This window comes from Pseudomonas sp. HMSC057H01 (genome assembly GCF_001836405.1).
Taxonomy (GTDB): domain Bacteria; phylum Pseudomonadota; class Gammaproteobacteria; order Pseudomonadales; family Pseudomonadaceae; genus Pseudomonas; species Pseudomonas aeruginosa.
In genome coordinates, this window is sequence record NZ_KV828464.1 from 219,507 (window position 1) to 244,940 (window position 25,434).

21 protein-coding genes are annotated in these 25,434 nt (G+C 64.9%); 10 read left to right on the plus strand and 11 right to left on the minus strand.

Features of this window, described 5'->3' with window-relative positions; translation table 11 throughout:
* Positions 1-4: 4 nt before the first annotated feature.
* The 7 genes from aroB to pilM are packed head-to-tail and all read right to left on the minus strand — an operon-like array spanning position 5 to position 6,678.
* Entirely contained in the window at positions 5-1,111 is a 1,107-nt protein-coding gene (gene aroB / locus HMPREF2581_RS15135; protein WP_003107839.1) for a 3-dehydroquinate synthase, read from the minus strand.
* Positions 1,112-1,160: 49 nt separating this feature from the next.
* Positions 1,161-1,679 carry a shikimate kinase AroK gene (gene aroK / locus HMPREF2581_RS15140; protein WP_003095833.1) on the minus strand — a complete coding sequence of 173 codons (519 nt, stop codon included), beginning with the start codon at positions 1,677-1,679 and terminating at the stop codon, positions 1,161-1,163.
* An 11-nt stretch (positions 1,680-1,690) separates the two neighbouring features.
* Positions 1,691-3,823 carry a type 4a pilus secretin PilQ gene (gene pilQ, locus HMPREF2581_RS15145; protein ID WP_003141780.1) on the minus strand — a complete coding sequence of 711 codons (2,133 nt, stop codon included), beginning with the start codon at positions 3,821-3,823 and terminating at the stop codon, positions 1,691-1,693.
* Between the two features lie 53 nt (positions 3,824-3,876).
* Positions 3,877-4,401 (minus strand): type 4a pilus biogenesis lipoprotein PilP, encoded by a 525-nt coding sequence (gene pilP / locus HMPREF2581_RS15150; RefSeq protein ID WP_003116136.1) that lies wholly within the window; start codon positions 4,399-4,401, stop codon positions 3,877-3,879.
* On the minus strand, positions 4,398-5,021 hold the full coding sequence (pilO, locus tag HMPREF2581_RS15155; RefSeq protein ID WP_003116135.1) for a type 4a pilus biogenesis protein PilO: 624 nt from the start codon (positions 5,019-5,021) through the stop codon (positions 4,398-4,400). Before pilO ends, pilP begins: the two co-directional genes overlap by 4 nt.
* Positions 5,018-5,614 (minus strand): type 4a pilus biogenesis protein PilN, encoded by a 597-nt coding sequence (gene pilN / locus HMPREF2581_RS15160; protein ID WP_003141783.1) that lies wholly within the window; start codon positions 5,612-5,614, stop codon positions 5,018-5,020. Before pilN ends, pilO begins: the two co-directional genes overlap by 4 nt.
* Entirely contained in the window at positions 5,614-6,678 is a 1,065-nt protein-coding gene (pilM, locus tag HMPREF2581_RS15165) for a type IV pilus assembly protein PilM (protein ID WP_003110888.1), read from the minus strand. Before pilM ends, pilN begins: the two co-directional genes overlap by 1 nt.
* Positions 6,679-6,862: 184 nt before the next feature.
* Between pilM and HMPREF2581_RS15170 the strand changes: the two genes are divergently transcribed.
* The gene (locus tag HMPREF2581_RS15170; protein WP_003141786.1) at positions 6,863-9,334 is read left to right on the plus strand and encodes a penicillin-binding protein 1A; all 2,472 of its coding nucleotides are present in this window, start codon (positions 6,863-6,865) and stop codon (positions 9,332-9,334) included.
* Between the two features lie 95 nt (positions 9,335-9,429).
* On the opposite strand, the gene HMPREF2581_RS15175 is transcribed toward HMPREF2581_RS15170, so the two are convergent.
* From HMPREF2581_RS15175 to rpmE, 4 genes are all read right to left on the minus strand, one after another.
* Positions 9,430-10,698 carry a malic enzyme gene (locus HMPREF2581_RS15175; RefSeq protein ID WP_003095842.1) on the minus strand — a complete coding sequence of 423 codons (1,269 nt, stop codon included), beginning with the start codon at positions 10,696-10,698 and terminating at the stop codon, positions 9,430-9,432.
* Between the two features lie 102 nt (positions 10,699-10,800).
* On the minus strand, positions 10,801-12,240 hold the full coding sequence (locus HMPREF2581_RS15180; RefSeq protein ID WP_003095844.1) for a M48 family metalloprotease: 1,440 nt from the start codon (positions 12,238-12,240) through the stop codon (positions 10,801-10,803).
* Positions 12,237-13,004 (minus strand): thermonuclease family protein, encoded by a 768-nt coding sequence (locus HMPREF2581_RS15185; RefSeq protein ID WP_003141789.1) that lies wholly within the window; start codon positions 13,002-13,004, stop codon positions 12,237-12,239. The genes HMPREF2581_RS15180 and HMPREF2581_RS15185 overlap by 4 nt, the downstream gene beginning before the upstream one ends.
* A 59-nt stretch (positions 13,005-13,063) precedes the next feature.
* The gene (gene rpmE / locus HMPREF2581_RS15190; RefSeq protein ID WP_003095846.1) at positions 13,064-13,279 is read right to left on the minus strand and encodes a 50S ribosomal protein L31; all 216 of its coding nucleotides are present in this window, start codon (positions 13,277-13,279) and stop codon (positions 13,064-13,066) included.
* A 175-nt stretch (positions 13,280-13,454) separates the two neighbouring features.
* Between rpmE and HMPREF2581_RS15195 the strand changes: the two genes are divergently transcribed.
* The 9 genes from HMPREF2581_RS15195 to HMPREF2581_RS15235 form a co-directional block, all read left to right on the plus strand.
* Positions 13,455-15,674, plus strand: coding sequence for a primosomal protein N' (locus HMPREF2581_RS15195; RefSeq protein ID WP_003141792.1), 2,220 nt, complete (start codon positions 13,455-13,457; stop codon positions 15,672-15,674).
* 248 nt (positions 15,675-15,922) lie between these two features.
* A complete protein-coding gene (argS, locus tag HMPREF2581_RS15200) occupies positions 15,923-17,686 on the plus strand; it encodes an arginine--tRNA ligase (RefSeq protein WP_003135774.1) in 1,764 nt (587 codons plus the stop codon).
* A 34-nt stretch (positions 17,687-17,720) separates the two neighbouring features.
* Positions 17,721-18,416 (plus strand): SPOR domain-containing protein, encoded by a 696-nt coding sequence (locus HMPREF2581_RS15205; protein WP_003141794.1) that lies wholly within the window; start codon positions 17,721-17,723, stop codon positions 18,414-18,416.
* A 118-nt stretch (positions 18,417-18,534) separates the two neighbouring features.
* Positions 18,535-19,068 carry an ATP-dependent protease subunit HslV gene (gene hslV / locus HMPREF2581_RS15210; RefSeq protein ID WP_003095852.1) on the plus strand — a complete coding sequence of 178 codons (534 nt, stop codon included), beginning with the start codon at positions 18,535-18,537 and terminating at the stop codon, positions 19,066-19,068.
* Positions 19,069-19,096: 28 nt separating this feature from the next.
* Positions 19,097-20,440, plus strand: coding sequence for an ATP-dependent protease ATPase subunit HslU (hslU, locus tag HMPREF2581_RS15215; protein ID WP_003095854.1), 1,344 nt, complete (start codon positions 19,097-19,099; stop codon positions 20,438-20,440).
* Positions 20,441-20,534: 94 nt separating this feature from the next.
* The gene (locus HMPREF2581_RS15220; RefSeq protein ID WP_003095857.1) at positions 20,535-20,906 is read left to right on the plus strand and encodes a gamma-butyrobetaine hydroxylase family protein; all 372 of its coding nucleotides are present in this window, start codon (positions 20,535-20,537) and stop codon (positions 20,904-20,906) included.
* Between the two features lie 418 nt (positions 20,907-21,324).
* Positions 21,325-23,004, plus strand: coding sequence for a class II poly(R)-hydroxyalkanoic acid synthase (phaC, locus tag HMPREF2581_RS15225; RefSeq protein ID WP_003095864.1), 1,680 nt, complete (start codon positions 21,325-21,327; stop codon positions 23,002-23,004).
* 152 nt (positions 23,005-23,156) lie between these two features.
* Positions 23,157-24,014 (plus strand): poly(3-hydroxyalkanoate) depolymerase, encoded by an 858-nt coding sequence (gene phaZ, locus HMPREF2581_RS15230; protein ID WP_003095866.1) that lies wholly within the window; start codon positions 23,157-23,159, stop codon positions 24,012-24,014.
* Between the two features lie 303 nt (positions 24,015-24,317).
* Positions 24,318-25,434 (plus strand): alpha/beta hydrolase (locus tag HMPREF2581_RS15235; protein WP_049263067.1); only part of this gene is annotated, 1,117 nt, incomplete at its 3' end.

Here is a 25,434-nt window from a genome sequence, read left to right on the forward strand (position 1 = left end):
GACCTCATTCATCTCCAAGCTGGTCGGCCAAGGCCCGATAGTCGGTGCGCAGGGTCGCGTCCAAGATCTCACGGGGAAAATCGCCGGTGACCACGGCATTCCCCAGTCCTTGCAGCAAAACCAGACGCAGGCGGCCATCGAGCACTTTCTTGTCGACGGCCATGTGTTCCATAAAATCTTCCGCCGTCATCTCGGCCGGCGGTACCACGGGCAGGCCAGCCCGGCGCAGCAGACGGATACCGCGATCGCGCTCGGCGGCGCTCAGCCAACCCAACCGATGCGACATCTCGAGTGCCATCACGGTTCCCGCCCCTACCGCTTCGCCGTGCAACCAGACGCCGTAACCTTGCTGGGTCTCGATCGCGTGACCGAAGGTATGGCCGAGGTTCAGCGTGGCACGCACGCCCGACTCGCGCTCGTCGGCGCCCACCACGCGGGCCTTCGCCGCGCAAGAGCGCTCGATGGCCTCGGTGACAACGGTCGGCTCCAGTGCCAGCAAGGCATCCATGTGCTCTTCCAGCCAGGTGATGAACGGTTCGTCGCAAATGAAACCGTACTTGATCACCTCCGCCAGCCCGGCGGACAGCTCGCGGGACGGCAGCGTCTTCAGCGACGCGGTGTCGATGACCACCGCCTGGGGCTGGTAGAACGCACCGATCATGTTCTTGCCCAACGGATGGTTGATCCCGGTCTTGCCGCCCACCGAGGAGTCGACCTGGGACAACAGGGTGGTCGGCACCTGGATGAAGTTGACCCCACGCTGGTAGCAGGCCGCGGCGAAACCGGCCATGTCACCGATGACGCCGCCGCCCAGGGCGATCAGGGTAGTCTTGCGGTCATGCCGCTCCTTCAGCAGGGCATCGAAGATCAGTTGCAGGGTTTCCCACTGCTTGTAGGCCTCGCCGTCGGGCAGCACCACAGGGGTGACCTCGTGGCCTTGCAGTGCCTTGAGCAGGGTTTCCAGATAGAGAGGAGCGACCGTTTCGTTGCTGATCACCGCGACCCGGCGACCGACGATATGCGGCGCGAACCAGCGGGCGTCGCCCAGCAGGTTTTCACCGATGTAAATGGGATAGCTACGCTCGCCTAGATCGACGTGAAGTGTGCGCATGAGGCCCCCAGACAGGAAAGGGCAATAGAATAACGCAATTCGCCGCGCCTCAGCGGGGCGGCAACTTGCGCAGGCGTTCGAGAATTTCCTGGACGACCAGGCGCGGCGGCCTTTCGTCGGTCTCCACCACCACATCGGCGATTTCGCGGTAGAGCGGGTCGCGCAGCGCCATCAGGTCGCGGAGGATCTGTCCCGGGTTGGGCTTCTGCAACAAGGGGCGGTTGCGGTCCCGCGCCGTGCGCGCGATCTGGTGCTCGACCGAGGCATGCAGGTACACAACCCGGCCACCGGCGCGCAGCACCTGGCGGTTACCGTCGCGCATCACCGCCCCGCCGCCGGTGGCGATCACCATACCGTCGGCGGCGCAGAGTTCGGTGAGCATGGCCTGCTCGCGCTCGCGGAAACCGACCTCGCCCTCGACATCGAAGATCCATGGGATATTCGCGCCGCACCGCTGTTCGATCTCCTTGTCGGAGTCCTTGAACGCGAGATGCAGCTCCTTGGCGAGCAGGCGCCCGATGGTGCTCTTTCCAGCACCCATCGGGCCGACGAGGATCAGGTTGACCACGTTGTTCGATATCAGCGACCGATTGCGATGGCCTGATTATTCATGATCCGCGGTGTCAGGAAAACCAGAAGTTCGTTTTTCGTATCGGAGACCGTATCGCGGCGGAACAAACGGCCCAAGTAAGGCAGGTCACCGAGGAAGGGTACCTTGTCGACAGCCTTTGTCTGGGTGTTGCTGAATACACCGCCGATAACGATGGTTTCACCATCGTTGACCAGAATCTTGGCGTTAACCTCGTTCTTGTTGATCGGAGGAACTCCATTCAAAGCATTCTGGAAGTCGGGAGCATCCTTGGTCACCTTCACCTCAACGATGATCCGATTGTCTGGAGTGATCTGCGGCGTCACCTCCAGAGAAAGAGCGGCCTCCTTGAACGAGGTGCTGGTCGCACCACTGGAACTGGCCTCCTGATATGGGATCTCCGATCCCTTTAGGATCTTCGCGGTTTCCTTGTCAGAAGTTACGACCTTGGGTTGCGAAACCACTTCGCCGTTCCCGGTTTTCTCCATAGCCGATAATTGCAAGTCAAGAATGATGTTATCGGTGATAAAGCCAATACCGATACCGGAACTAGCATCCTTGGCCCCCATATCCACAAATGGGGTCGGAGAATTATCTCTGGTCGGGAACGTACACTGCCCCTGGAACGGCCCGCAGTTGTAACCTTCCTTATCCTTGATGCCCATGTTGCCGTTCTTGCCGTAGCTGTTCCAGTTGCCATTGTGGTAGGCACCACCCCAACGCACACCAAGACTCTTGTCGTACCCCACGTTGGCCTCGACGATACGGGCCTCGATCATCACCTGACGAACCGGGATGTCCAACTGGGAAACGATTCGGCGTAGCTCGTCCAGCCGCTCCTGCGGCTGATAGGCAATGATGCTGTTGGTACGGTCATCTACGGTAATCGAACCACGAGAATTTTCTTTCTCTTCGCCACTACTAGTAACCGACTGGAACAGCTTGGCGATGTCCGCGGCCTTGGCGTAGTTCACCTGGATCAGTTCCCGACGCAGTGGCGCCAACTCGGCGATCTGCTTCTGCGCTTCCAGCTCCTGGCGCTCACGGGCGGCGATCTCGTCGGCCGGGGCCACCAGCAGCACGTTGCCGAGCTTGCGCTTGTCCAGGCCCTTGGTCTTCAGCACCAGGTCCAGCGCCTGGTCCCACGGCACGTTCTGCAGGCGCAGGGTGATATTGCCCTGCACGGTATCCGAGGCCACCAGGTTCAGGTCGGTGAAGTCGGCGATCAGCTGCAGTACCGAACGCACGTCGATGTCCTGGAAGTTCAGCGACAGTTTCTCACCGGTATAGGCGAAATTGTCCTTCTTGCGCCGCTCGGCGTCTTCCGTGGTCATCGGCTTGATGCTGACGGTCAGGCGATTGTCGGTCTGGTAGACCAGATAGTCGTAGAGCCCGCTCGGTTCGATGGTGATGCTGGTACGGTCGGATTGCGCGCTGGCGTTGACGAACTGCACCGGCGTGGCGAAGTCCTTGACGTCCAGGCGAACCCGCAGCGCATCCGGCAGCTGGGTCTTGGCGAAGTCCAGGCGGATCTTGCCGCCCTGTTCTTGAATATCCGGGCTCAAGGTCGGGTCGGACAGGTCGATGACCACGTTGCCCTCGCCCTTTTCGCCACGCTGGAAATCGATGTTGCGGATGGCACGACCCGCCGGCACGTACGGCTTGGGCTTGATCGGCTGGGCATAGCTAGCCGGAGCCGGGCTTGCCTTGACCGGAGCGGCGGAAGCGACGCTGGCGCCGGCCGGCGAATTGCCGACCACCACGAAGAGGTTGTTGCCTTCCACCCGGGTGGTGTAGGACGACAGCGTGGTCAGGTTGATGATCAACCGTGTGCGATCCTTCGCCTCGACCACCGTGACGCTGCGCGTATTGCCCACGCTCAGCTCGCGATTCTTGGTGCCGAGTTTGTTCTGCACCCCCGGCAGATCGAGGGCGATTCGCGCCGGCTGCTCGATGGTATAGCCACGCGGCGCGGCGACGGGCTCGTCGAACTGCAGCTTTAGCTCGACCCGGTCGCCAGGCAGTGCCGCCACGTCGAGTTTCTCCAGGTCCGCGGCGAGCAATGCCGGCGCGAACATGGCGGCCAGCAAAGCGATCCCGAGGCGCGAGAGGCCACTGTTCATCGTCCGACTCCGTTGTACAGACTGCTGTTGGTTATGCATGTTTTTCCCCGCCCTCAGGAGCGTTCCTTGAGAGTCAGGCTGCGCGGACGCTCCAGCCAGTTCCCCTCTCCGTCAGGAACGATTTCAATCACGTCTATTTTTCCTTCGCTGATGCCGACGACCTTGCCGTCGTTGCGTCCCAGGTAGTCCCCGACCCTCACCCGATGCACGCCACCTGCGCCCTTCACCAAGGCGAAGGTACCCTGGGCGTTGGACAGTGTGCCGACCATCTCGAAGGTTTCGATGTTGAAACCTTCCAGGAACTGCTTGACCCGTGTCTCGTCGGGTTTAACCACCTTGTTGCCTTTCTGCCGCACGGTCAGGTCGATCTTCACCGGCGGCTGGAACGGACTACGCAGGTTCGAAGCGCTATAAGTAAAAGCTTCATATGGCTGAAACTTCGGCAGAGGCTCGATATTGCCCTTAGGTCGAGCACGTACCTCGTTCATATAGGCTTGAAGATCGCCGAACTCGGAATTCGCGCCGCAACCGGCAAGCATGGTGAGCAGCAAGCTGCTCAGAATCAGGCGGGCTCTCATTTCTTCAGCCCCTTGTCGTTGTAGCGGTAGGTCTTGGCCAAGATGCTCATGCGCAGCTTCGAGGTGTTATCGGGCGAAGCCGGCTTGATCTCGAAGTCATGCAGGGTAACGATCCGCGGCAGGCTGGACACGCCGCTGACGAAGGTCGCCAGGTCGTGGTAGCCGCCGACCACGCTGATCTGGATCGGCAGCTCGATATAGAACTGCTGAGTGACTTCAGGGAGCAGCTTGATCTCCTCGAACTCCAGGCCGCTGCCCAGACCGGTACGAGTGATGTCCTCGAGCAGCCCGGGTACCTCGGTGTCGCTGGGCAACTGCCGCAGCAAGGCGCCGAAGGACTCCTCCATCTCCTTCATCTGTGCCTTGTAGGCTTCCAGGTTCGCGGCCTGGAACGCTTTGGTAGCAAATTGCTGCTTGAGCGATTCTTCTTGCGCAGCCTGCTGTTCGAGCTGTGTTTGCAAGTCACGGAGATGGAAGTTGTAGCCCAGCGCCAGGACCGCCGCGGTCAGCAGCACGCAGACGATGACCTTGACCGCCGCCGGCCAGGAACCGATGTTGTTCAGATCGAGGTCGTTTACGTCGATCTTGCGCAGACTTTCCAGGGAACTGGCCAGACTCATTTCTTGGCTCCTTGCGCAACCCCATGCTTCGCCTTGGCGTCTTCCTCGCCGGGCTGCGTCTGCTGCACGGTCAGTTGGAACACGTTGGCCTGGTCCACCGCGCCCTGGGTCACCGCCTTGACCTCGTTCAGGGTCGGGGCGGTCAGCCACTCGGACGCGTCCATGTTGCGCATGAGATTGGAAACGCGGTTGTTGGACTCGGCTGCGCCGGCGATGGCGATGTTCTTGCCGGTCATCTTCAGGTCGGTGAAATACACGCCGTCGGGCAAGGTCCGCACGAGCTGGTCGAACACCCGACCAATGATCGGGCGGTTGCCCTGCAGGTCCTGAATGATCTTCATCCGCTCGAGCAACTGCTGGCGCCGCGATCTCAACTCGCTGATTTCCTTGATCCGCGCATCCAGCACAACGATCTCCTTGCGCAGGAAGTCGTTGCGCGCGCCCTGATGCTCAATCGCAGTGTTGAGATATTGGCCACCAAGAAACACCAGTGCGCCGGAAACCAAAAGGACGCCGCCAAGAATCACCAGGAACTGCTGCTTGCGCTGCTCGCGCAGCTCTTCGCGCCAGGGTAGAAGGTTGATCCGTGCCATCAGTCGAAACTCCTCAACGCCAGGCCGCAGGCGATCATCAACGCCGGAGCGTCGCTGGCCAGGGCGCCGGCATTCACCTTGCCGTTCAGCGCCATGTCGGCGAACGGGTTGGCGACCAGGGTCGGGGTGCCGATCTTCTGCTGGATCAACCGATCGAGATCCTGGATAGACGCCGTACCGCCCGCCAGGACGATGTAGTCGACGTCGTTGAACTGTCCGGCGGCGAAGAAGAACTGCAGCGAGCGGGAAACCTGCTGCACCACGGCGTCCTTGAACGGACGCAGAACTTCGCTGTCGTAGTCATCCGGAAGACCGCCCTGCTTCTTGGCGAGACCGGCTTCCTCCACCGAGAGTCCGTAACGCCGCTGGATCTCCTCGGTGAGCTGGCGACCGCCGAACAGCTGTTCGCGGGTATAGATGGTGCGTCCGTTGTGCAGGACGCTCAGGGTGGTCATGGTCGCGCCGATGTCCACTACCGCCACGGTCAACTGGTCGGTGTCGGCACCCAGCTGGCTGCTCAGCAGCGCATAGGAGCGCTCCAGCGCGTAAGCCTCGACGTCGACCACCTTGGCGGTCAGGCCGGCCAGCGCCAGGGCCGCTTCGCGAACCTCGACGTTCTCTTTCCGACAGGCGGCCAGGAGTACGTCCACGCGCTCAGGATTGCGCGCGGAGAGTCCCTGGACCTCGAAGTCGATGGCGACTTCCTCCAGCGGATAGGGGATGTACTGGTCGGCCTCGATCTTCAGCTGGTTTTCCAGTTCATCCTCGGAAAGCCCGGCCTCCATCTCGATGGTCTTGGTGATCACCGCCGAACCGGCGACGGCGACCACGGCCGACTTCAGGTTGGTTTTCGCCTTGACCAGCACCCGTGACAACGCCTGGCCGACCCCTTCCAGCTCGACGATGTTCTTTTCCACGACTGCATTCGGCGGAAGCGGCTCGACGGCATAGGCCTCCACTTTGTAGCGGCCTCCGGAGCGGCTCAACTCAAGGAGCTTTACCGAGGTCGAGCTGATGTCGATCCCCAGCAAGGTGTTCGCTTTCTTCTTTATGAGCCCTAGCACGACCAATTCCCTATTAGCGTTCAATACTTACGAACGATTCTTCTTTTTTCACATTAGATACCAGAGCCGAAGGCCAGGCAAATGGCTAGGTCACAGAAAAATTGCTTATAATGTGAACAGCTTTTGCCTTTTTCCTGTCCTATTCGCTTAACTCTTTCTTTTTCCTGGAAATCCGAATCTACCCATGCGCCTGCTGAAGTTCCTGTGGTGGACTTGCGTCACCCTGATTTGTGGAGTGCTGCTCAGTTTCAGCGGCGCCTATCTCTATCTGAGTCCCAGCCTGCCCTCGGTGGAAGCTCTGCGTAACGTCCAGCTGCAGATCCCCCTCAAGGTCTACAGCGAGGACGGCAAGCTGATCTCCGAGTTCGGCGAGATGCGCCGGACGCCGATCCGCTTCGCCGACATCCCGCAGGACTTCATCCATGCCCTGCTGTCCGCCGAGGACGACAATTTCGCCAACCATTATGGCGTCGATGTGAAAAGCCTAATGCGCGCCGCCGCGCAATTATTGAAAAGCGGTCACATCCAGACTGGCGGCAGCACCATCACCATGCAGGTAGCGAAGAACTACTTCCTTACCAATGAAAGAAGCTTCTCGCGAAAGATCAATGAAATCCTCCTGGCCCTGCAGATCGAGCGACAGCTGACCAAGGACGAGATCCTCGAGCTCTACGTCAACAAGATCTACCTGGGCAACCGTGCCTATGGCATCGAGGCTGCCGCACAGGTCTATTACGGCAAGCCGATCAAAGACTTGAGCCTGGCCGAGATGGCGATGATCGCCGGCCTGCCGAAAGCGCCCTCGCGCTACAACCCGCTGGTCAACCCGACCCGCAGTACGGAGCGGCGCAACTGGATCCTCGAGCGCATGCTCAAGCTCGGCTTCATCGACCAGCAACGCTACCAGGCCGCCGTCGAGGAGCCGATCAACGCCTCCTACCACGTGCAGACCCCCGAACTGAATGCGCCCTACATCGCCGAGATGGCCCGTGCCGAGATGGTCGGCCGCTACGGCAGCGAGGCCTATACCGAGGGCTACAAGGTCATCACCACGGTCCGCAGCGACCTGCAGAACGCCGCCAGCCAATCGGTCCGCGACGGCCTCATCGACTATGACCAGCGCCACGGCTACCGCGGCCCGGAGACCCGCCTGCCGGGCCAGACCCGCGACGCCTGGCTCAAGCACCTGGGCCAGCAGCGCAGCATCGGCGGCCTGGAGCCGGCGATCGTCACCCAGGTGGAAAAGAGCGGGATCATGGTGATGACCCGCGACGGCAAGGAAGAAGCCGTGACCTGGGACAGCATGAAATGGGCCCGCCCCTTCCTCAGCAACAACAGCATGGGCCCGATGCCGCGCCAGCCCGCCGACGTGGCCCAGGCCGGCGACCAGATCCGCGTGCAGCGCCAGGAAGACGGCACCCTGCGCTTCGTACAGACTCCCGCCGCACAGAGCGCGCTGATCTCCCTGGACCCGAAGGACGGGGCGATCCGCTCGCTGGTCGGCGGCTTCTCCTTCGAGCAGAGCAACTACAACCGCGCGATCCAGGCCAAGCGCCAGCCGGGCTCCAGTTTCAAGCCGTTCATCTACAGCGCGGCCCTGGACAACGGCTTCACCGCCGCCAGCCTGGTCAACGATGCGCCGATCGTGTTCGTCGACGAGTACCTGGACAAGGTCTGGCGACCGAAGAACGACACCAATACCTTCCTCGGCCCGATCCCGCTGCGCGAAGCCCTGTACAAGTCCCGCAACATGGTCTCGATCCGCGTCCTGCAGGGCCTGGGCATCGAGCGGGCGATCAGCTACATCACCAAGTTCGGCTTCCAGCGCGACGAACTGCCGCGCAACTTCTCCCTGGCCCTGGGTACCGCGACAGTCACACCGATGGAAATCGCCGGCGCCTGGAGCGTATTCGCCAACGGCGGCTACAAGGTCAATCCGTACGTCATCGAACGCATCGAGAGCCGCGACGGACAGGTGCTGTACCAGGCCAATCCGCCCCGCGTGCCGGTGGAAGAACAGGTCGCTGCGCCGGATGCGGAAGACGCCGGGAAACCTGGCGACCCCGAGCATCCGGAGAGCGCCGAAGGCGAAGGTTCGATCGAAGCCCAGCAAGTCGCCGCCAAGGCCCAGACCACCTTCGAGCCGACCCCGGCCGAACGGATCATCGATGCCCGTACCGCCTATATCATGACCAGCATGCTGCAGGACGTGATCAAGCGCGGTACCGGGCGCCGCGCCCTGGCGCTGAAGCGCACCGACCTGGCCGGCAAGACCGGCACCACCAACGATTCCAAGGATGGCTGGTTCTCCGGCTACAACTCCGACTACGTGACCAGCGTCTGGGTCGGCTTCGACCAGCCGGAGACCCTGGGTCGCCGCGAGTACGGCGGTACCGTCGCGCTGCCGATCTGGATCAGGTACATGGGCTTCGCCCTCAAGGACAAGCCGATGCACACCATGGCCGAGCCGCCAGGCATCGTCAGCCTGCGCATCGACCCGGTAACCGGCCGTTCGGCCGCGCCGGGCACTCCCGGCGCCTATTTCGAGATGTTCAAGAACGAGGACACCCCGCCCTCGGTCAACGAACTGCCGCCGGGCAGCTTCCCTGGCAGCCCGCTGCCGGATGACGAAGGCGCGCCGATCGACCTGTTCTGAACCGGCGCCTGCGCTTCGTCGACGACGACGGAGCGCGAGGCGCAGGCAAAAAGAAACCCCGCCAAGGCGGGGTTTCTTTTTATCCGGCGGATCGATCAGCCGTTGAAGACTTCGTCCACCGATTTCAGCGGATAGTTCTTCGGATACGGCAGGGTAGCCACGCCGGTCTCGATGGCAGCCTTGGCCACGGCATCGGAAACCACGGTGATCAGGCGCTTGTCCATCGGCTTCGGAATGATGTACTCGCGGCCGAATTCCAGCTTGTCCACGCCATAGGCGGCGCAGACGTCCTCCGGGACCGGCTGCTTGGCCAGGTCGCGCAGGGCCAGGGCGGCGGCGATCTTCATCTCTTCGTTGATGCGCGTGGCACGTACGTCCAGGGCACCGCGGAAGATGAAGGGGAAACCGAGCACGTTGTTGACCTGGTTCGGATAGTCGGAACGTCCGGTAGCCATGATCACGTCGTTGCGGGTGGCATGGGCCAGTTCCGGCTTGATCTCCGGGTCCGGGTTCGAGCAGGCGAACACGATCGGGTTCGGCGCCATGCGCTTGAGGTCTTCCGGCTCCAGCAGGTTGGCGCCGGACAGGCCGACGAACACGTCGGCGCCCTCCAGGGCGTCGGCCAGGGTACGCTTGTCGGTCTCGGTGGCGAACACCGACTTGTACTGGTTCAGATCGTCGCGACCGGCGTGGATCACGCCCTTGCGGTCGATCATGTAGATGTTCTCGACCTTGGCGCCCATGCTCACCAGCAGCTTCATGCAGGAGATGGCGGCAGCGCCGGCGCCGAGGCAGACGATCTTCGCTTCTTCCAGCTTCTTGCCGGCCAGTTCCAGCGCGTTGAGCATGCCCGCCGCGGTCACAATGGCGGTGCCGTGCTGGTCATCGTGGAACACCGGGATGTCGCACTGTTCGATCAGCGCGCGCTCGATCTCGAAACACTCGGGAGCCTTGATGTCCTCGAGGTTGATACCGCCGAAGGTGATGGAAATACGCTTGACGGTATCGATGAAAGCCTGCGGGCTCTCGGCGTCGACCTCGATGTCGAACACGTCGATGCCGGCGAAGCGCTTGAACAGCACACCCTTGCCTTCCATCACCGGCTTGGAGGCCAGCGGGCCGAGGTTACCCAGGCCGAGAATCGCGGTGCCGTCGGAAATCACTGCCACCAGGTTGCCCTTGCCGGTGTACTGATAGGCCAGCTCGGCATCGCGGGCGATTTCACGCACCGGCTCGGCGACACCCGGGCTGTAGGCCAGGGACAGGTCCCGGGCGGTAGCGGTGGGTTTGGTCAGCTCGACACTCAGTTTTCCCGGACGGGGTTGTGCGTGATATTCGAGGGCAGCGGTTTTAAGATCGGACATTTGGGCACTTCCGCTTTATTGCTTGTTGGACAGACGGGGCGACCGAGCATACGCAAGAAGACGACGCCCCACAAGATCGTCAGGACCCGGCTGTCAAGACCTCTAGCGTACGACTTTAAGCCAATCGCCCGGACGGGGTTCACCGCTCGGATAAAGGTCATTCAGCAGACGCAGACGAGCCACGGAGTCACTCAATGACCCCTCGCCGCCAGCCGCCAATTGCTCCAGCGTCTGCCCCGCCTTGACCTGCACCAGATGCAGGCGTCGCGGCTGCGCCAGGGCCCGCTCCTTGTCGCGCAGCGGACGGAAGCTGCGGATCACGCTGAGGAAGCGGTCGTCCTGGGTCTCCAGGGAACCGACCTTGACCACGCCGACGAACAGGTAGGCGCGGTCGCCCTGGTAGATCACAGCAACCCGTCGCGCCGGGTTGCCTGGCACCACCGCCGTGTAGCCGTTCAGCCCGGCCTGCTTCAGCGACTCTTCCTGGGCCAGCCGTTGCCCGGCGTTCTTGCGCAGGAACTCCGCGGGCGTCAGGCGGGAATCATGGGGCACCAGCTTCATGCCGATGAACGACTGCTCGTCCGCCGGATAGCCAAGCAGGGCGCTGGGCTGGTTGAGGATCTTCCAGCCCGCCGGATAGCTCAGGGTGAAGTCCAGCTCGGCATGGTAGAAGTTCTGCCCGCGACGCACCCCGGCCGATGCCGAGTCGCCGAACGGCATGCCTTCCAGATGGCGAAGAAAGACCTCGCGCCCCACTTCCTGCTGTCCGTTGGCCAGCTGCCGGGCCGGGCCGACCACTTCCTGCAGGCGCCGGTCGTTGTCCGGATGGGTATCGAACAACCCGTGGTAGCCGCCGGCCTGTACCGCCTGGCCATTACGCGCGGCCTCTTCGCGAGCGAAGTCCTCCTGGTTCTTCAGCACCCGCACCACCTGGATCATCGCCGTCGGATCGTAGCCGGCGCGGGCCAGGTACTGGGCGCCGAGACCATCGGCCTCCAGTTCCATGTCACGCCCGTAGCCGCGGACGAAGGCCGTGCCGAGCACGTTGGCCAGGTCGCCGGCGGCGCCGACCCCGGTGCCGATCGCCACCGCCTGGCCAAGGATGTTCCAGGCGCTGGCCTGACTCTGCTGGCGCACGCTGTGGCGCGCCGTGACATGGCCGACCTCATGACCGAGCACCGCGGCCAGTTCGGCCTCGGAGCCAAGGTAGGCGATCAGTCCGCGATGGATATAGATGTAGCCGCCCGGCAGGGCGAAGGCGTTGATGTCCGGCGAATCGATGACGGTGAAATGATATTGCAGGTTGCTGCGGTGGCTGCTGCGGGCGACCCGCTCGCCTACCCGTTGCACGTAGGCCTGGAGCTTTTCATCGTTGTAGCGGGGGAACTGCTTGAGGATTTCCTGGTTGTAGCGAGCGCCCATGCCGAGTTCCTGCTGCTCGCTCATCATCACGAAATCGCTCTTGCCGGTGGCCGGGTTCACCGCGCAGCCGCCCAGAGCGCCGACTCCCAGCAACAGCAGCAGGAGCCAGGCGGTCTTCATGGCAACCATTCCAGCATCGCCGGATCGGTCACCGACATCTGCCAGCGCGCCTTGCCGGCCGGCACAGCGCCACGGCGGGAACGATCGACCACCCAGCCACGCACTTCCAGCGAACGTCCCGCCATCTGCATCACCCGTTTCGCATCGAACGCCTTGAGCACCTTCGGCTCGATCCGCAGGACCAGCGGACCGTCCATCTCCAGCCAGATACCGCCCCGGTTGCGTTCGACCTCGAGCACCCGCCCGCGGACCACGGCGAAGCCGCTCTGCGCCAGTCGATCGAGCGAAAGCACCGGCGAACGCTTCCATACACCCAGATTAGCCGAACGCGCGGCACGTTCCGCCGTTTGCTGACAGGCCGTCAGCTCGGTGTTCGGCGCGACCGCCACCAGGTAGCCCAGGCCCTCGCCGAGCAGGCGCGCCTCGAGGTTGGCGCCGCTGGCATCGAACAGGTGCGCCAGGGTCCGCCCGTAGTGATCGCGGGCCTGGCGGCCCGGCTGCAGCGCGAGACGCCCGTCGCTGGCCGATACCAGCGCCTGCAGCCGCTGCTTCGCGGCTTCGGCGAAGGGCTCGGTGGTGCGGCCGTTGTGCGCCAGTTCAGGCGCATTGATACCGATCAGCCGCACGCTGCGGCCATCGCGCAGGCGCACGGTATCGCCGTCCACCACCCGCGCCACCTCGACGTTCTGCAAGGCACCGGTAGGCCGGCAGGCCTCCGCCGCACCGGCGAAGGCGGAAACCACGGACATGAAAAAGGCGCCCACCAGGGACGCCTTTCTCGGTACAGCGACAAGTAGCATTGCGCGCGTTCGCGGCAAGCGGCTTACTTGGTGGCGCCGAATACGCCGAAACGCTGCTTGAAGCGGTCGATACGGCCGCCGGTGTCCAGCACCTTCTGCTTGCCGGTGTAGAACGGGTGGCATTCGGAGCACACGTCCAGGTGGATCGGCTTGCACAGGGTGGAACGGGTCTTGATGACGTTACCGCAGCTGCAGGTAGCTTCGATAGCTTCGTAAGTCGGATGGATGTCCGCTTTCATGATTCAATCCTCGAGGCGTTGTGTGCCGCCACCCAGCGCGTTTACCAGGCACCGCACGTAATTAAGGGCGTGGATCATACCAGACCGATTCATCTATGCAAGCGACCCCGCCCGCCGGTCGTCTGCTAACATCGCCGGCCCAGTCCTCGTTTCCTTCATCCCCGGAAGCCGCTGAGTGTCAGACCTGATCCTACGCCTAGCCCTGCCTTCGCCACTCCGCCGCCTGTTCGACTACCGCGCGCCCCGCGGCATTCCGCGCAGCGCCCTACAGCCGGGGATTCGCCTGCTGCTGCCGTTCGGGCGCCGGGAGCTGGTTGGCGTTCTGATAGAGGTGACGGACCGTTCCGAAGTACCCGAAGACAAGCTCAAGCCTGCCCTCAGGGTACTCGACGCCAAGCCGCCAATGCCGGCGCACCTGCTCGAACTCTGTCGCTGGACCGCCCAGTACTACCAGCACAGCCTCGGCGACACCCTGTCCTGGGCGCTGCCCAACCTGTTGCGCCAGGGCGAGCCGGCCGAGGCGCGCCAGCAGCGCTTCTGGCATGCCGCCGCGCAATCCAGCCTCGACGATCCGCGCCTGGCCCGGGCGCCGCGCCAGCGCCAGGCCCTGGCGATTCTCAAGCAGCATCCGCACGGGGTTTCCCATGAGTTGCTGAACCAATTGGAAATAAACAAGGACAGCCTCGACCTGCTCAAGGAAAAAGGCCTGGTCGAACTGGAGGTGCGGCGCCACAGCACCCCGCCGCGCGAAGGCGGCTGGCTGGCCCAGGCGGAGTTGCCGCTGAACCCCGAGCAGCGCGCCGCCTTCGAAGCGGTTCGCGCCAGCCACGGCGGTTTCCATTGCTTCCTGCTGGCCGGGGTCACCGGCAGCGGCAAGACCGAGGTCTACCTGCAACTGATCCGCGAAACCCTGGCCGCAGGCCGCCAGGCCCTGGTGCTGATTCCCGAGATCAACCTGGGCCCGCAGACCCTGGCGCGTTTCGAACGCCGCTTCAACGCGCGCATCGCCCTGCTGCATTCGGCCCTGACCGACCGCGAGCGCCTCGACGCCTGGCTCGCCGCCCGGGATGGCGAGGCCGACATCGTCATCGGCACCCGTTCGGCACTGTTCACGCCGCTGAAGCGGCCGGGACTGATCATCGTCGACGAGGAACACGACGCCTCCTATAAACAGCAGGACGGCCTGCGCTACCACGCCCGCGACCTGGCACTGGTACGCGCGCGCCTGGAGAACGTGCCGATCCTGCTCGGTTCGGCCACGCCCGCCCTGGAAAGCCTGCACAACGCCCAGGCCGGCCGCTACGGCCTGCTGCGCCTGACCCAGCGCGCCGGTGGCGCGCACCCGCCGAAGTTCATCCGCCTCGACGTGAAGAGCATGCCGCTCGACGCCGGCCTTTCCCGCCCGCTGCAACAGGCCATCGGCGATACCCTGGCGGCCGGCCAGCAGGTCCTGGTGTTCCTCAACCGCCGCGGCTTCGCTCCGACCCTGCTTTGCCACGACTGCGGCTGGATCAGCCAATGCCCGCGCTGCGACGCGCGGATGACCGTGCACCAGGGCAGCGGCGAGTTGCGCTGCCACCACTGCGACCACCGCCAGCGGCCGCCGATGAACTGCCCGCAATGCGGCAAGCTCGACCTGCGTCCGGTAGGCGCCGGCACCGAGCGCGCCGAGGAACGCCTGCGGATTCTCTTCCCGAACCATCCGGTGCTGCGCATCGACCGCGACAGCACCTCGCGCAAGCACGCCATGCGCGACCTCTTCGCCACCATCAACAGCGGTGAGCCATGCATCCTGGTCGGCACCCAGATGCTCGCCAAGGGGCACCACTTCCCACGGGTCACCCTGGTGGCGATCCTCGATGCCGATGGCGGCCTGTTTTCCGCCGACTTCCGCGCCAGCGAACGCATGGCCCAGCAGATCGTCCAGGTCGCCGGCCGCGCAGGACGCGCCGAGGAGCCCGGGCGGGTACTGATCCAGACCCACCTGGCCGATCACCCGCTGCTGGTCCAGCTCACCGAGGACGGCTACTTCGCCTTTGCCGAACAGGCCCTCAGCGAACGCCGCGCCGCCGGCCTGCCGCCCTTCGCCCACCTCGCCCTGCTGCGCGCCGAAGCGCACAAGCCGGGCCAGGCGGAAGCCTTCCTCGACAGCGCCTGCAGTGCCGCCGAGCAATTGCTCGAGCAGATGGGCGGACCGGAGGTGGAACTGCTCGGGCCGGTGCCCGCGCCCATGGAGCGGCGTGCCGGCAAGCACCGCGCGCAACTGCTGCTGCAGTGCATGAGCCGGGCGCCGCTGCATCGCCTGCTGACGCCCTGGCTGCAGAGCCTCGAACAGTTGCCCGGCGGGCGCCAGGTGCGCTGGTCGCTCGATATCGATCCGATCGACCTGTTCTGAGCGCCTTCCAGGAAGACGCCCCGCTTGACTGGGGTCAGCCGGAATCCGCGATGTCCGGCGCAAACTGTCGGCTAATCGCCGCAACGGTTGGCAACGCCTGTCCGCCCACGGATAATGCGCGGTTCTGAGCCTCGACCGGCCACCCCGCGCGCATCGCGGGGAGTGAACTTCGGAGCGCCGCATCCGCCGGCCCTTCCCCTGCCCGACCGTCGCGCGCCGCCCCTCTGCCCGCGAGCACGGAGAGAACGATGAAAGACACGATTCGCCAGCTGATCCAGCAAGCCCTCGACCAACTGACCGCGGACGGCACCCTGCCCGCCGGCCTGACCCCGGACATCCAGGTGGAGAACACCAAGGACCGTAGCCACGGCGATTTCGCCAGCAACATCGCCATGATGCTGGCCAAGCCGGCCGGGATGAAGCCGCGCGACCTGGCCGCCAGGCTGGTCGAGGCAATCCCCGCCCACGAGCAACTGGCCAAGGTGGAGATCGCCGGCCCCGGCTTCCTCAACTTCTTCCAGGATCACGTCTGGCTCGCCGCCAGCCTCGACCGCGCCCTCGCCGACGAACGTCTCGGCGTGCGCAAGGCAGGCCCGGCGCAGCGCGTGGTGATCGACCTGTCCTCGCCGAACCTGGCCAAGGAGATGCACGTCGGCCACCTGCGCTCGACCATCATCGGCGACGCCGTCGCGCGCGTCCTCGAGTTCCTCGGCGACACGGTGATCCGGCAGAACCACGTCGGCGACTGGGGCACCCAGTTCGGCATGCTGCTCGCCTACCTGGAAGAGCAACCGGTCGACGCCGAGGCCGAGCTGCACGACCTGGAGGTCTTCTACCGCGCGGCGAAGAAACGCTTCGACGAGTCTCCCGAATTCGCCGACCGCGCCCGCGAACTGGTGGTCAAGCTGCAGGCCGGCGACCCTGACTGCCTGCGCCTGTGGACCCGCTTCAACGAGATTTCCCTGTCGCACTGCCAGAAGGTCTACGACCGTCTCGGCGTGAAGCTGAGCATGGCCGACGTCATGGGCGAGAGCGCCTACAACGACGACCTCGCCCAGGTGGTCGCCGACCTGACCGCCAAGGGCCTGCTCACCGAAGACAACGGCGCGTTGTGCGTCTTCCTCGAAGAGTTCAGGAACGCCGAGGGCAATCCACTCCCGGTGATCGTGCAGAAGGCCGGCGGCGGCTACCTCTACGCCACCACCGACCTCGCCGCCATGCGTTATCGGCACAACGTGCTGCACGCCGACCGCGTGCTGTACTTCGTCGACCAGCGCCAGGCCCTGCACTTCCAGCAGGTCTTCGAAGTGGCGCGGCGCGCCGGTTTCGTTCCGGCCGGCATGGAGCTGGAGCACATGGGCTTCGGTACCATGAACGGCGCCGACGGCCGTCCGTTCAAGACCCGCGACGGCGGTACGGTGAAGCTGATCGACCTGCTGGAAGAGGCCGAGAGCCGCGCCTATGCGCTGGTCAAGGAACGCAACGAGCAGCGCGCCGAGCGTGGCGAGGAGCCGTTCGACGAGGTCCAGCTGCGCGAGATCGGCCGGGTGGTGGGGATCGACTCGGTGAAGTACGCCGACCTGTCCAAGCACCGCACCAGCGACTACAGCTTCAACTTCGAACTGATGCTCAGCTTCGAAGGCAACACCGCACCCTACCTGCTCTACGCCTGCACCCGCGTGGCCAGCGTCTTCCGCAAGCTCGGCCAGGGCCGCGAGCAACTGGGCGGGAAGATCGTCCTCGAGCAGCCCCAGGAGCTGGCCCTGGCCGCACAACTGGCGCAGTTCGGCGACCTGATCAACAACGTCGCGCTCAAGGGCGTGCCGCACCTGCTCTGCGCCTACCTGTACGAGTTGGCCGGGCTGTTCTCCAGTTTCTACGAGCACTGCCCGATCCTCACCGCCGAGGACCCGGCGCAGAAGGACAGCCGCCTGCGTCTCGCCGCGCTGACCGGCCGTACCCTGGAACAGGGCCTGGAGCTGCTCGGTCTGAAGACTCTGGAACGCATGTAATCGAACCCGCCCGAACAGGAGTCCGGGAACCCCCATGGCAAAGAAGAAACCCGCCCCCAAGCGCGGCGCCAGCCGCTACCAGGCGCCCGCCGCGAAGAACGGCGTTCCCGGCTGGGTCTGGCTGGTCGCCGGCCTGGCCATCGGCGGCTTCATCATGTTCCTGATGAAGCTCGAACCCGGGCGCAAGGACGTCCAGCGCGAACGCCCGGACGCCCAGCGCCCGGCCGCCGTGCAGGGCAAGCAGCCGCAGCAGAACGGCCAGGCCCAGCAGCCCGCGCAAACGCAGACGCCGGCCCAGGCCAAGCCGAAGTACGAGTTCTACACCCTGCTGCCGGAGTCCGAGGTCGTGGTGCCGCCGGAAGCGGTACCGGAGAAGGCCCCGCCGTCGCCCACCCCCGCCGAGCTGGCCAAGGCCGACGAAGCGCGGGCCAAGGCCGCACTCGCCGGGCAGGTGCCACCGCCGCTGCCGAAAGCGGTGGTCGCCGCTAGCACGCAGTTCTTCCTGCAGGCCGGCTCGTTCCGCAAGCAGTCCGACGCCGACCGCGTGCGCGCGCAGATCATCCTGCTCGGGCAGTCGGTGAACGTCGAGGCCGGCAACGTCCGCGACGAGACCTGGTACCGGGTGATGGTCGGCCCGTTCAACAGCCGCGACCAGTTGTCCCAGGCGCAGAAGACACTGTCCTCCAACGGCTTCAGCAACCTGCTGTTACAGCAACGCAAGGCCCGCTGAACGCGGGCCACGCCGTGCGTTCCGACGCACGGCGGTGCGTGCGGTTGAAAAGCCGCGGATCGCCCCTATATCTCCCAGCATTCCGGGCATTCGGCCCCGCAGTGTGGAGATTTCCCCCTTGACCACCATCGTATCTGTCCGCCGCAACGGCAAAGTCGTCATGGGCGGCGACGGCCAGGTTTCCCTGGGCAACACCGTGATGAAAGGCAACGCCAAGAAGGTCCGGCGCCTGTATCACGGTCAGGTACTGGCCGGTTTCGCCGGCGCCACCGCCGATGCCTTCACCCTGTTCGAGCGCTTCGAGCAGCAACTGGAGAAACACCAGGGGCACCTGGTCCGCGCCGCCGTCGAACTGGCCAAGGACTGGCGCACCGACCGCTCCCTGAGCCGCCTCGAAGCCATGCTCGCGGTCGCCAACAAGGATGCCTCGCTGATCATCACCGGCAACGGCGACGTGGTCGAACCCGAACACGGCCTGATCGCCATGGGCTCCGGCGGCGGCTTCGCCCAGGCCGCGGCCCTGGCCCTGCTGCAGCACAACGCCGAGCTGAGCGCTCGGGAAGTCGCCGAGACCGCGCTGAACATCGCCGGCTCGATCTGCGTCTTCACCAACCAGAACCTGACCATCGAGGAGCTGGACAGCGCCGTCTGAAGCGCTCGTCCCCCGCTGGAGTAAACGAATGTCCATGACGCCCCGCGAGATCGTCCACGAACTCAACCGCCACATCATCGGCCAGGACGACGCCAAGCGCGCCGTCGCCATCGCCCTGCGCAACCGCTGGCGACGCATGCAACTGCCGGCCGAGCTGCGCGCCGAGGTCACGCCGAAGAACATCCTCATGATCGGCCCCACCGGCGTCGGCAAGACCGAGATCGCCCGCCGCCTGGCGCGCCTGGCGAACGCGCCGTTCATCAAGGTCGAGGCGACCAAGTTCACCGAGGTCGGCTATGTCGGACGCGACGTCGAGTCGATCATCCGCGATCTCGCCGACGCCGCGGTGAAGATGCTCCGCGAACAGGAGATCCAGAAGGTCAAGTATCGCGCCGAGGACGCCGCCGAAGAGCGCATCCTCGATGCCCTGCTGCCGGCCGCGCGTCCCGCCATGGGCTTCGGCGACGAGCCGGCACGCGAGGACAGCAACACCCGCCAGCTGTTCCGCAAGCGCCTGCGCGAAGGCCAGCTGGACGACAAGGAAATCGACATCGAGGTGGCCGACAACCCGGCCGGCGTGGAGATCATGGCCCCGCCCGGCATGGAGGAGATGACCAACCAGTTGCAGAACCTGTTCTCCGGCATGAGCAAGGGCAAGAAGAAGACCCGCAAGCTGAAGGTCGCCGAGGCCCTGAAGCTGATCCGCGACGAAGAGGCGGTGCGCCTGGTCAACGAGGAAGAGCTCAAGGCACGCGCCCTGGAGGCGGTCGAGCAGCACGGCATCGTCTTCATCGACGAGATCGACAAGATCGCCAAGCGCGCCAACGCCGGCGGCGCCGACGTCTCCCGCGAGGGCGTACAGCGCGACCTGCTGCCACTGATCGAGGGCTGCACGGTGAACACCAAGCTGGGCATGGTCAAGACCGACCACATCCTGTTCATCGCCTCCGGCGCCTTCCACCTGAGCAAGCCGAGCGACCTGGTTCCCGAGCTGCAGGGCCGCCTGCCGATCCGCGTGGAGCTCAAGGCCCTCAGCCCGAACGATTTCGAGCGCATCCTCACCGAGCCGCATGCCTCGCTCACCGAGCAGTACCGCGAGCTGCTGAAGACCGAGGGACTGGCCATCGAGTTCGCCGAGGACGGCATCAAGCGCCTTGCCGAGATCGCCTGGCAGGTCAACGAGAAGACCGAGAACATCGGTGCCCGCCGCCTGCATACGCTGCTTGAGCGGCTGCTGGAGGAGGTCTCGTTCAGCGCAGCCGACCTGGCCAGCGAGCATAGCGACAAGCCGATCCTGATCGATGCCGGCTACGTCAACAGCCACCTCGGCGAGCTGGCCGAGGACGAGGACCTGTCCCGCTACATCCTTTGACCACCGCCGCCGCCACGGCCAGCACCGTGGCGGCGGGCCGCGCGGTCCCGAACCGGGGTATCCTTGTACTCCGCCCTTCCGCGAGTCCGATGCGATGCGTATCCCTTCCGCCATCCAGCTGCACAAAGCCTCGAAGACCCTGACCCTGCGCTACGGCGAGGACAGCTACGACCTGCCCGCCGAGTTCCTCCGCGTGCATTCGCCCTCGGCCGAGGTCCAGGGCCACGGCAACCCGGTATTGCAGTACGGCAAGCTGAACGTCGGCCTGGTCGGCGTCGAGCCCGCCGGCCAGTACGCACTGAAGCTGAGCTTCGACGACGGCCACGACAGCGGCCTGTTCACCTGGGACTACCTGTACGAGCTGGCGACCCGCAAGGACCAGCTATGGGCCGACTACCTGGCGGAGCTGGCCAGCGCCGGCAAGTCGCGCGACCCCGACGAGTCGGTCGTCAAGCTGATGCTCTGAAGCGCCGGGCCGAGTGCCCCTTCGCGGCACACGGCATCCAGGCGATTTTTCCCCGCTGCCCCGAACGAGGGCACGTCATTTGCAACATTCGCCCCGCAGACTGCCAGACCAGACATCCGGTCGGCGCGGTCGCCACGGCGAATGTCCTACCCTGCACGGCAGCAACGCTCTAGTCCGCAGGTCGGCCGCTCGCCGGGCCAGCCACGCCGGCCACCGATGCTTCTGCCAGCTTGCACGCCAGCGGAAACTCGCGTAACCAAGACGGTGCAGCCCCTTGTCCGGGTTCCCTTCCCTGACGTGCGTCCGCCCCGCCCTGAAACGTGCGGGTGGGCTGGTAGTCGAGCAGTAGCCGGCCGGACACCTGGTCCCCGGTTTCGTTGCGGTCCCCTGTTTCGCCTCGAACAATGGAGCGTTGCCGATGAGTCAAAAGAACAATAACGAGCTTCCCAAGCAAGCCGCGGAAAACACGCTGAACCTGAATCCGGTGATCGGCATCCGGGGCAAGGACCTGCTCACCTCCGCGCGCATGGTACTGCTCCAGGCGGTGCGCCAGCCACTGCACAGCGCCAGGCACGTGGCGCATTTCAGCCTGGAGCTGAAGAACGTCCTGCTCGGCCAGTCGGAGCTGCGCCCAGGCGACGACGACCGGCGCTTTTCCGACCCGGCCTGGAGCCAGAATCCGCTGTACAAGCGCTACATGCAGACCTACCTGGCCTGGCGCAAGGAACTGCACAGCTGGATCAGCCACAGCGACCTGTCGCCGCAAGACATCAGTCGTGGCCAGTTCGTCATCAACCTGCTGACCGAGGCGATGTCGCCGACCAACAGCCTGAGCAACCCGGCGGCGGTCAAGCGCTTCTTCGAGACCGGCGGCAAGAGCCTGCTGGACGGCCTCGGCCACCTGGCCAAGGACCTGGTGAACAACGGCGGGATGCCGAGCCAGGTGGACATGGACGCCTTCGAGGTGGGCAAGAACCTGGCCACCACCGAGGGCGCCGTGGTGTTCCGCAACGACGTGCTGGAACTGATCCAGTACCGGCCGATCACCGAGTCGGTGCACGAACGCCCGCTGCTGGTGGTGCCGCCGCAGATCAACAAGTTCTACGTCTTCGACCTGTCGCCGGACAAGAGCCTGGCGCGCTTCTGCCTGCGCAACGGCGTGCAGACCTTCATCGTCAGCTGGCGCAACCCGACCAAGTCGCAGCGCGAATGGGGCCTGACCACCTATATCGAGGCGCTCAAGGAGGCCATCGAGGTAGTCCTGTCGATCACCGGCAGCAAGGACCTCAACCTCCTCGGCGCCTGCTCCGGCGGGATCACCACCGCGACCCTGGTCGGCCACTACGTCGCCAGCGGCGAGAAGAAGGTCAACGCCTTCACCCAACTGGTCAGCGTGCTCGACTTCGAACTGAATACCCAGGTCGCGCTGTTCGCCGACGAGAAGACCCTGGAGGCCGCCAAGCGTCGCTCCTACCAGTCCGGCGTGCTGGAGGGCAAGGACATGGCCAAGGTGTTCGCCTGGATGCGCCCCAACGACTTGATCTGGAACTACTGGGTCAACAACTACCTGCTCGGCAACCAGCCGCCGGCGTTCGACATCCTCTACTGGAACAACGACACCACGCGCCTGCCCGCCGCGCTGCACGGCGAGTTCGTCGAACTGTTCAAGAGCAACCCGCTGAACCGCCCCGGCGCCCTGGAGGTCTCCGGCACGCCCATCGACCTGAAGCAGGTGACTTGCGACTTCTACTGTGTCGCCGGTCTGAACGACCACATCACCCCCTGGGAGTCGTGCTACAAGTCGGCCAGGCTACTGGGCGGCAAGTGCGAGTTCATCCTCTCCAACAGCGGCCACATCCAGAGCATCCTCAACCCACCGGGCAACCCCAAGGCACGCTTCATGACCAATCCGGAACTGCCCGCCGAGCCCAAGGCCTGGCTGGAACAGGCCGGCAAGCACGCCGATTCGTGGTGGCTGCACTGGCAGCAATGGCTGGCCGAACGCTCCGGCAAGACCCGCAAGGCGCCCGCCAGCCTGGGCAACAAGACCTATCCGGCCGGCGAAGCCGCGCCCGGAACCTACGTGCATGAACGATGAAAAGCGACCAGCCTGAAGAACTGCCGCAGGAGCGATCCGCGGCCTCCGCCGACGAAACCCCGCCAGCGCCTCCGGCGCGGCCCCGCGCCGCGCGGAAGCCGGCCAGGCCCCGTATCGCCGAGCCCGCGGCTGCGCCGCCGAGGACCCCGAGCATGCCCCAGCCCTTCGTCTTCCGGACCATCGACCTCGACGGCCAGACCATCCGCACCGCAGTGCGGCCGGGCAAGGAAGGAAGCACTCCGCTGCTGATCTTCAACGGCATAGGCGCCAACCTGGAACTGGTATTCCCCTTCGTCCAGGCGCTCGACCCGGAACTGGAGGTGATCGCCTTCGACGTTCCCGGCGTCGGCGGTTCCTCGACGCCCAGCGTGCCCTACCGCTTTCCCGGCCTGGCCAAGCTGGCGGCGCGGATGCTCGACTACCTGGACTACGGCCAGGTCAACGCGATCGGCGTGTCCTGGGGCGGCGCGCTGGCCCAGCAGTTCGCCCACGACTATCCGGAACGCTGCAAGAAGCTGATCCTCGCCGCCACTTCGGCTGGCGCGGTGATGGTGCCAGGCAAGCCGAAGGTACTGATGCGCATGGCCAGCCCGCGGCGCTACATCCAGCCCTCCTATGGCGTACACATCGCACCGGACATCTACGGCGGGGCCTTCCGCCGCGACCCCAAGCTGGCCATGGCGCATGCCAGCAAGGTGCGTTCGTCGGGCAAGCTGGGCTACTACTGGCAATTGTTCGCCGGGCTCGGCTGGACCAGCATCCACTGGCTGCATAGGATCCGCCAGCCGACCCTGGTGCTGGCCGGCGACGACGACCCGATCATCCCGCTGATCAACATGCGCGTGCTGGCCTGGCGCATTCCCAACGCCGAACTGCACGTGATCGACGACGGCCACCTGTTCCTGGTGACCCGCGCCGAATCGGTGGCGCCGATCATCATGAAGTTCCTCGCCGAGGAGCGCCGCCGCGCCGTCATGCACCCTCGTCCGTTCCTGCCCAAGACCGGCTGAACTGCTGCGCGGGCAACACCAGGGCAGCAGACACTGCTTCGTCATGGTGCAGGTGCATAGTCAATGTTCCGCAACGGCGCATGGCGCCTGGCTTCGCCGCGACAGCGCAAGCTCTGCGACGCCCCTCACGGCGTTGTGGTACAGCGCTTGCTGCCCCACTGTCGGGCGGCATCCTCCCTGTTCAGGCAGGTGTGCGGTTCTGCCCCGGGTGAAACGGAATTCACAGGCTATAACTGAGTATTCCGAGCCAGGGGACTATCGCCCATGGCATCCAGACTGTGGTCCTACGACGGAGTGTGGTCCATGCGAGAAAAACAGGAATCGGGTAGCGTGCCGGTGCCCGCCGAGTTCATGAGTGCGCAGAGCGCCATCGTCGGCCTGCGCGGCAAGGACCTGCTGACGACGGTCCGCAGCCTGGCCGTCCACGGCCTGCGCCAGCCGCTGCACAGTGCGCGGCACCTGGTCGCCTTCGGAGGCCAGTTGGGCAAGGTGCTGCTGGGCGACACCCTGCACCAGCCGAACCCTCAGGACGCCCGTTTCCAGGATCCATCCTGGCGCCTCAATCCCTTCTACCGGCGCACCCTGCAGGCCTACCTGGCGTGGCAGAAGCAACTGCTCGCCTGGATCGACGAAAGCAACCTGGACTGCGACGATCGCGCCCGCGCCCGCTTCCTCGTCGCCTTGCTCTCCGACGCCGTGGCACCCAGCAACAGCCTGATCAATCCACTGGCGGTAAAGGAACTGTTCAATACCGGCGGGATCAGCCTGCTCAATGGCGTCCGCCACCTGCTCGAAGACCTGGTGCACAACGGCGGCATGCCCAGCCAGGTGAACAAGACCGCCTTCGAGATCGGCCGCAACCTCGCCACCACGCAAGGCGCGGTAGTGTTCCGCAACGAGGTGCTGGAACTGATCCAGTACAAGCCGCTGGGCGAGCGCCAGTACGCCAAGCCCCTGCTGATCGTGCCGCCGCAGATCAACAAGTACTACATCTTCGACCTGTCGCCGGAAAAGAGCTTCGTCCAGTACGCCCTGAAGAACAACCTGCAGGTCTTCGTCATCAGTTGGCGCAACCCCGACGCCCAGCACCGCGAATGGGGCCTGAGCACCTATGTCGAGGCCCTAGACCAAGCCATCGAGGTCAGCCGCGAGATCACCGGCAGCCGCAGCGTGAACCTGGCCGGCGCCTGCGCCGGCGGGCTCACCGTGGCCGCCTTGCTCGGCCACCTCCAGGTGCGCCGGCAACTGCGCAAGGTCAGTAGCGTCACCTACCTGGTCAGCCTGCTCGACAGCCAGATGGAAAGCCCGGCGATGCTCTTCGCCGACGAGCAGACCCTGGAGAGCAGCAAGCGCCGCTCCTACCAGCATGGCGTGCTGGACGGGCGCGACATGGCCAAGGTGTTCGCCTGGATGCGCCCCA